This window comes from Gallibacterium faecale, from assembly GCF_027920745.1.
Classification (GTDB): domain Bacteria; phylum Pseudomonadota; class Gammaproteobacteria; order Enterobacterales; family Pasteurellaceae; genus Gallibacterium; species Gallibacterium faecale.
Genome location: NZ_JAQIBB010000122.1, coordinates 1 through 6,991, shown reverse-complemented (window position 1 = coordinate 6,991; position 6,991 = coordinate 1). Strand labels below are relative to the sequence as shown.

At 36.7% G+C, this 6,991-nt stretch carries 6 protein-coding genes; 3 read left to right on the top strand and 3 right to left on the bottom strand.

Features of this window, described 5'->3' with window-relative positions:
• Positions 1-7: 7 nt before the first annotated feature.
• Complete coding sequence (tsaD, locus tag PF272_RS12315) at positions 8-1,024, bottom strand: tRNA (adenosine(37)-N6)-threonylcarbamoyltransferase complex transferase subunit TsaD (RefSeq protein WP_271142982.1); 1,017 nt, start codon at positions 1,022-1,024, stop codon at positions 8-10.
• Between the two features lie 208 nt (positions 1,025-1,232).
• Here tsaD and rpsU point away from each other — a divergent pair, with 208 nt between their 5' ends.
• From rpsU to rpoD, 3 genes are all read left to right on the top strand, one after another.
• A complete protein-coding gene (gene rpsU, locus PF272_RS12310; protein ID WP_013745715.1) occupies positions 1,233-1,448 on the top strand; it encodes a 30S ribosomal protein S21 in 216 nt (71 codons plus the stop codon).
• 108 nt (positions 1,449-1,556) lie between these two features.
• Positions 1,557-3,350: a DNA primase gene (gene dnaG, locus PF272_RS12305; protein ID WP_271142981.1), complete on the top strand. Its 1,794-nt coding sequence runs from the start codon at positions 1,557-1,559 to the stop codon at positions 3,348-3,350.
• 52 nt (positions 3,351-3,402) lie between these two features.
• A complete protein-coding gene (gene rpoD, locus PF272_RS12300) occupies positions 3,403-5,280 on the top strand; it encodes an RNA polymerase sigma factor RpoD (protein ID WP_271142980.1) in 1,878 nt (625 codons plus the stop codon).
• A gap of 74 nt (positions 5,281-5,354) precedes the next feature.
• Here the strand turns inward: rpoD and PF272_RS12295 are convergent, their stop codons facing one another.
• Together PF272_RS12295 and PF272_RS13040 are read right to left on the bottom strand one after the other, a co-directional pair.
• On the bottom strand, positions 5,355-6,623 hold the full coding sequence (locus tag PF272_RS12295; protein ID WP_271142979.1) for a TRAP transporter large permease: 1,269 nt from the start codon (positions 6,621-6,623) through the stop codon (positions 5,355-5,357).
• Complete coding sequence (locus PF272_RS13040) at positions 6,617-6,808, bottom strand: TRAP transporter small permease subunit (protein WP_413789458.1); 192 nt, start codon at positions 6,806-6,808, stop codon at positions 6,617-6,619. Before PF272_RS13040 ends, PF272_RS12295 begins: the two co-directional genes overlap by 7 nt.
• Positions 6,809-6,991: the final 183 nt, after the last annotated feature.

Below are 6,991 nucleotides of genomic sequence, written 5' to 3'. Positions count from 1 at the left end.
TTAATGCTTAGGCAATTTTTGCTAACTCGCTCATTCGCCAGCGTGGTCGTACTTCCACCGATAAATCCGTATGTTCCCCTGCTTTCAAGCGTAAGAAACCAGCATATGCAATCATTGCCCCATTATCGGTACAAAATTGTGGTGCGGGATAAAAAACTTCCCCACCTAATTTTTGCATTAACTCACCTAAACGCTGTCTAAGCTGTTTATTCGCACTAACACCTCCAGCAATGACTAACCGTTTTAATCCAGTTTCACTTAATGCGCGCTGACATTTAATCGCAAGTGTATCAACAACAGCAGCTTGGAATGCATAAGCAATATCACATCGTGTCTGTTGATCTTGTGGATATTGAGCGACTGTATTAGCGGCAAAGGTTTTTAAGCCTGAAAAACTAAAATCTAATCCTGGACGATCTGTCATTGGGCGAGGAAATACAAAACGATCGTGATTACCTTGTTCTGCTAAACGAGATAACGCCGCTCCACCAGGATAATCTAGCCCTAATAATTTCGCTGTTTTATCAAATGCTTCCCCTGCTGCATCATCAATAGATTCACCTAATAAAACATAATCACCTACGCCATTCACACGAATTAACTGTGTATGTCCACCAGACACTAGCAAAGCCAAAAAAGGAAATGCAGGAACACGTTCTTCTAACATCGGTGCTAATAAATGCCCTTCCATATGATGTACGCCTAAAGCAGGAACATTCCAAGCATAAGCTAACGAACGAGCTACCATTGACCCAACTAGTAATGCACCCGCCAATCCTGGCCCACAAGTATAAGCGATCCCATCAATATCTTGTGCGGTTAATTTTGCTTCTGCTAATGCCGCTTGAATTAAAGGTGCCGTTTTACGGATATGATCACGTGAAGCTAACTCTGGCACCACACCACCATAATCAGCGTGCAAACTAATTTGTGTATAAAGTTGGTTGGCAATTAACCCTTTCTCTTCATCATAAATTGCCACTCCTGTTTCATCACAAGAGGTTTCAATACCTAAAACTTTCATCTGTTTGTTTTATCTAGCCAAAAATTGGTCGGCATTTTACTCTTTTTTTCTAATTTTCTCTAGCCAATCGCTAGTTTGGCAACAAAATAAGCATAATCCTCTCTTTACTTTTTATCCTGAAATAGATTAAAATTGCGACCTTTATTGAGTAAAGGTTATGTTATATAACCCTAAAATTGTATATAAATTTCATTGAGGTGATTGGCTCATGCCTGTAATTAAAGTTCGTGAAAATGAATCATTTGACGTAGCGTTACGTCGTTTTAAACGTTCTTGCGAAAAAGCGGGAATCTTAGCAGAAGTTCGTAGCCGTGAATTCTACGAAAAACCAACAACTATTCGTAAACGTGAAAAAGCATCTGCAGCTAAACGTCACGCTAAGAAATTAGCTCGCGAGAATGCACGTCATACTCGTTTATATTAATTCATTCTTTGATTTAAACGATATTTAAACCGTGCTTCTTTATTAGAAGCACGGTTATTTCTTTTTATTAACCTATAGAATTTTGTTGGCTAGCTTAAGGTAGATACGATGAAAGGACTCATTCCGCGTACTTTTATTGATGAACTCTTAGCACGTACCAACATTGTTGATGTCGTTAATTCTCGAGTAAAACTCAAAAAAGCCGGACAAAATTATCAAGCTTGTTGTCCATTCCATCATGAGAAAACCCCTTCATTCACTGTCAGTGCCAAAAAACAGTTTTATCACTGTTTTGGCTGTGGTGCACATGGTAATGCCATTTCATTTTTGATGGATTATGATAAGCTCGAATTTGTTGAGGCCGTCGAAGAGTTAGCTGCACTGCAAGGTGTTGATGTTCCAAGAGAAAATACTTTTAGCCATAACAATTCTGCAAATCAAAATTATAAAAGTAAACGTGACTTGCACCAATTAATGCAAGACATTGCTGTTTTTTATCAACAACAACTTACACAAGCATTACCCGCTCAAGCTTATTTACAACAACGTGGTTTATCCACAGAAGTTATCCAACGTTTTGCAATTGGATTTGCTTCCGGGACAAATTCCGTATTACGTCATTTTGGTCAATCACCAGAAGATCGACAAAAATTACTAGATACGGGAATGATCACGCAAAACGATTTTGGCACTGCTTATGATCGTTTTCGGCAGCGGATTATGTTCCCTATCCGAGATCGCCTCGGTCGGACGATTGCCTTTGGTGGGCGTGTATTAGGTGATGAAAAGCCAAAATACCTTAACTCACCAGAAATGGCGACCTACCATAAAGGCAGTGAGTTATATGGGTTATATGAAGCATTAGAACAAAATGATAATCCGGACTACTTATTAGTCGTTGAAGGATATATGGATGTTGTTGCTCTTGCCCAATTTGGTGTCACGAATGCCGTTGCTTCTTTAGGTACCGCAACCACAGGCGAACAAATCCAAATAGCATACCGTGCTACTGAACAAATTATTTGTTGTTATGATGGCGATAATGCTGGACGAAGTGCTGCTTGGCGCGCTTTAGAAAATGCTTTGCCCCATCTTTATGATGGCAGACAATTAAAATTTATTTTTTTACCAGACGGCGAAGATCCTGATACTTTTATTCGCCAAATTGGCAAAGAAAAATTTGAGGAATTTCTCTTAGACGCTATGCCAATGAGTGATTTCTTATTTCAACACTTATTGACTCAAGTTGATTTAAGTACAAAAGATGGACGGAGTAAGTTAGCAGCTCTAGCGGTACCATTAATTGATAAAATTCCAGGCGAAACATTACGTCTTTATCTTCGTAATATGCTTGGACAAAAGCTTGGCATTATGGATGCAGCACTATTAGAAAAAATGTTGCCTGCTATGATTGCTACAGCAACAGAAACCCAAAAAGAGAATGAAGCAAGATTAAAAGCTACACCAATGCGTTTACTGATTGCTTTATTATTACAAAATCCAGAACTAGCGGATAAACCAATTACCCGTGTTTTATTAAGTAATCCGCAAGTGCTACAAGATTTAAACCTCCCCGGGCTATCACTTTTTCTTGAAGTTTATCAACTATGTATCGAAAAAAGTGGTATTACAACAGGACAATTACTGGAATATTGGCGGGGAAAAACAGAAGAAAAAATTATTGAAAAACTCGCAATTTGGGATCACCTAATAAAAGATGATAACATTGAAGCGACTTTTTATGGTAATCTAAAACACTTACATTCTAAAGTAATGGAAAAGCGCATTGAAGCGTTAAAAGCGAAAGATCGAACAGATACTTTGTCGCTAGATGAAAAAAAAGAACTGATAGAACTGCTAGCAAATAGTCGAAAATTGCTAGCTTCGGTCTATTCTTCATAAAGAGAATATGAAGAATGCTTTCTGCTAATCAACAATTATTGGATGTCAAAATATGGATCAAAATCCACAATCACAGTTAAAACAATTAATTGCACAAGGCAAGGAACAAGGTTATTTAACCTATGCAGAGGTTAATGATAGTTTGCCAGAAGACCTCGTTGATGCCGATCAAATAGAAGACATCATTCAGATGATCAATGATATGGGGATTCAAGTACTTGAAACCGCCCCAGATGCTGATGATCTTATGTTGAACGAAAATGTGACAGATGAAGATGCAGTAGAAGAAGCTACACAAGTACTTTCTAGTGTTGAATCTGAAATCGGTCGCACCACTGATCCTGTCCGTATGTATATGCGTGAAATGGGAAGTGTTGAACTCCTTACTCGTGAAGGAGAAATTGATATTGCGAAAAGGATCGAAGAAGGAATTAATGAAGTTCAGTGTGCAGTTGCGGAATATCCTCAAGCATTAAATCATTTATTACAACAATATGATTTAGTAGAAAAAGGTGAAGTTCGCCTCTCTGATTTAATTACTGGTTTTGTCGATCCAAATGCAGTAGATACTGAAAATTATTCTAAATTTATGAATGATGATGTTGATGAAGATGATGAGGAAAGTTTATCGTCTTCTTCTAATGATGCTGATGATAGTGACGATGATGAAGACAGTGATAGCGATTCTGACAACAGTTCAGATGGCGACTCTGATAACAGTATCGACCCAGAAGTTGCCCGTGAAAAATTCACAGCATTAAAAGAACAACATCAAAAAACAGTAGAAGCGATTGAGAAATATGGTCGCGGCAATAAAAAAGCCAAAGATCAAATTAATGCTTTATCCGATGTTTTCCAACAATTCCGTTTGGTACCAAAACAATTCGATCTTCTTGTTTTATCGATGCGTGACATGATGAAACGTATTCGTACCCAAGAAAGACACATTCAACGTCTTGCTGTTGAATATGCAAAAATGCCAAAAGGAACATTCCAAAAAGCATTTATTGGACATGAAACCAATGATGCTTGGATCGAAAAAGCATTAGCCGCAGGTAAAAACTGGTCTGAAAAATTAAAAGATTATGAGCAAGATATTCGTCAAGCAATTCATCTGCTCCAATTAATTGAACAAGAAAGCGGTTTAACCATTACCCAAATTCGACAAATTGGCGAAAAAATTTCACAAGGTGAACTAAAAGCACGCCGTGCGAAAAAAGAGATGGTAGAAGCTAACTTACGTTTGGTTATCTCTATTGCTAAAAAATATACCAACCGTGGTTTACAATTCCTTGATTTAATTCAAGAAGGTAATATCGGTTTGATGAAAGCAGTAGATAAATTTGAATACCGCCGTGGTTATAAATTCTCTACTTATGCAACTTGGTGGATTCGTCAAGCAATCACCCGTTCAATTGCAGACCAAGCTCGTACTATCCGTATTCCTGTACATATGATTGAAACAATTAATAAATTAAATCGTATTTCTCGCCAAATGCTACAAGAAATGGGACGTGAAGCTTCACCTGAAGAATTGGCTGAACGTATGGGTATGCCTGAAGATAAAATCCGTAAGGTATTAAAAATCGCTAAAGAACCTATTTCAATGGAAACTCCAATTGGAGATGACGATGATTCACATTTAGGTGATTTCATTGAGGACAATACGCTAGAACTTCCGCTTGATTCTGCAACAGCACAAAGCTTAAAGATTGCAACACACGAAGTTCTAGAAGGATTAACCCCTCGTGAAGCGAAAGTGTTAAGAATGCGTTTTGGTATTGATATGAACACTGATCATACTTTGGAAGAAGTCGGTAAACAATTTGATGTAACACGTGAACGTATTCGTCAGATTGAAGCCAAAGCATTACGCAAACTTCGCCACCCAAGTCGTTCAGAAACCTTGCGCAGTTTCTTAGACGAATAAATTATTAATTCATCATAACAATAGAAAGGTCGAGTAATCTACTCGACCTTTTTTAAGACGTTTTAAGAAAAATCTTACATTGTCAATTTTGGGATCCATAAAGAAAAACTTGGAAAAAGAATCATCAATGTAATAACAATAAAGACTATAGATAAATATGGTAGTAAATACTTTAATGTCTTATCTAATTTTACTTCAGCGATACCCATCGTGATAAAAAGCACACCACCAACCGGAGGAGTAACACCAGCATAAACTAATACTACAATCATAATAATTGCAAATTGTATAGGATCTATTCCATATTGATATGCTATCGGCATCAAAATTGGGGCAACAATAATAGTAGCTGCAATTGTTTCAATAAACATACCAATAAATAATAAAAAACCTACTAACAAAAATAATATGATATATGAATTATCTGTAATTCCAGTTAAGAAATTTATTATTAATTCAGGAAGGCGAGTAAATGCTATTATCCATGATAATACTGTTGCTCCAGAAATGATCAATGTGCACATTGCAGTCATTGCAGCAGCATTTATAATTGCTTTTTTTATACCCTGTAAATTCAATTCTTTATGATAAACCCCAACTGCTATAGAATAAAGAACAGCAATAGCCCCCGCCTCAGTTGGTGTAAAAAGACCAGCTAAAATACCTCCAATAATAATAATTGGCATAAATAAAGCCAAATAAGACTCTTTAAATGCTTGACACACTAATTCTTTAGAAGCTTTCTTTTCTCCACCTAAATTTAGTTTTTTAGCATAGAAGAACGTAACTATTACTAACCCTATAGCAATGGAGATTCCTGGAATAATTCCTGCTAAAAATAAATCTTTTATGGATAATCCTGTTAATGATGCAAAAATAATTGCTGTTAAACTAGGAGGAATAATTGGACCGAGAGAACCAGCCACAGCTTGTAATACAGCACTCATTCCAGCAGGATAACCATTCTTTTTCATTGAAGGAATCATTAAAGAGCCTACAGCAGCAGTATCAGCAGCTGCAGATCCAGAAACACCTGCAAATACTACGGACGTAGAAATATCTATCATACCAAGTCCACCACGAAAATGGCCAACTAAGCATTTGGATAAATAAATAAGTCTTTTAGATATCCCTCCATGTTCCATTAATTCTCCTGCTAACATAAAAAGAGGAATAGCTAATAGAGAAAATGTATTTAGCCCAGAAAATAACCTTTGTGAAATTAAAGTTAATGGTAAATCATTTGCTGTAATTGCAATTACAGCACTTAACCCCATAGAAAAAGCTATTGGAACGCCAAATAAAATTAAGATAAAAAACACTAGAAATGCAATAACTAACATGAATCCCCTCTCCTACGCTCTATCAATATTCTTACTTGCTCTATTAACATCAAAGCCCCACCTATAGGAATAGATAGATTTATCAACCACATTGGTATATTTAATAATGGCGATATCACATTAATATTATTCATACATAGCTTATATCCAAAATATATTATTAAAACAATATAGTCGAAAGACATCGCCCTGTATGAAAGGGATTAAGACAAGGTATCGAACCAGATATAACTGACTTGACGAAAAGTCGAAAGACATCGCCCTGTATGAAAGGGATTAAGACCATTGCGATATCTTCTATATACCGCGGATGTGAACGTCGAAAGACATCGCCCTGTATGAAAGGGATTAAGACTCGGGTGTTTTTT

Excerpts from the sequence above, each read along its gene's own strand:
- tsaD (WP_271142982.1), bottom strand. The coding sequence starts at position 1,024 with ATGAAAGTTTTAGGTATTGAAACCTCTTGTGATGAAACAGGAGTGGCA.
- rpsU (WP_013745715.1), top strand. The coding sequence starts at position 1,233 with ATGCCTGTAATTAAAGTTCGTGAAAATGAATCATTTGACGTAGCGTTA.
- dnaG (WP_271142981.1), top strand. The coding sequence starts at position 1,557 with ATGAAAGGACTCATTCCGCGTACTTTTATTGATGAACTCTTAGCACGT.
- rpoD (WP_271142980.1), top strand. The coding sequence starts at position 3,403 with ATGGATCAAAATCCACAATCACAGTTAAAACAATTAATTGCACAAGGC.
- PF272_RS12295 (WP_271142979.1), bottom strand. The coding sequence starts at position 6,623 with ATGTTAGTTATTGCATTTCTAGTGTTTTTTATCTTAATTTTATTTGGC.
- PF272_RS13040 (WP_413789458.1), bottom strand. The coding sequence starts at position 6,808 with ATGTCTTTCGACTATATTGTTTTAATAATATATTTTGGATATAAGCTA.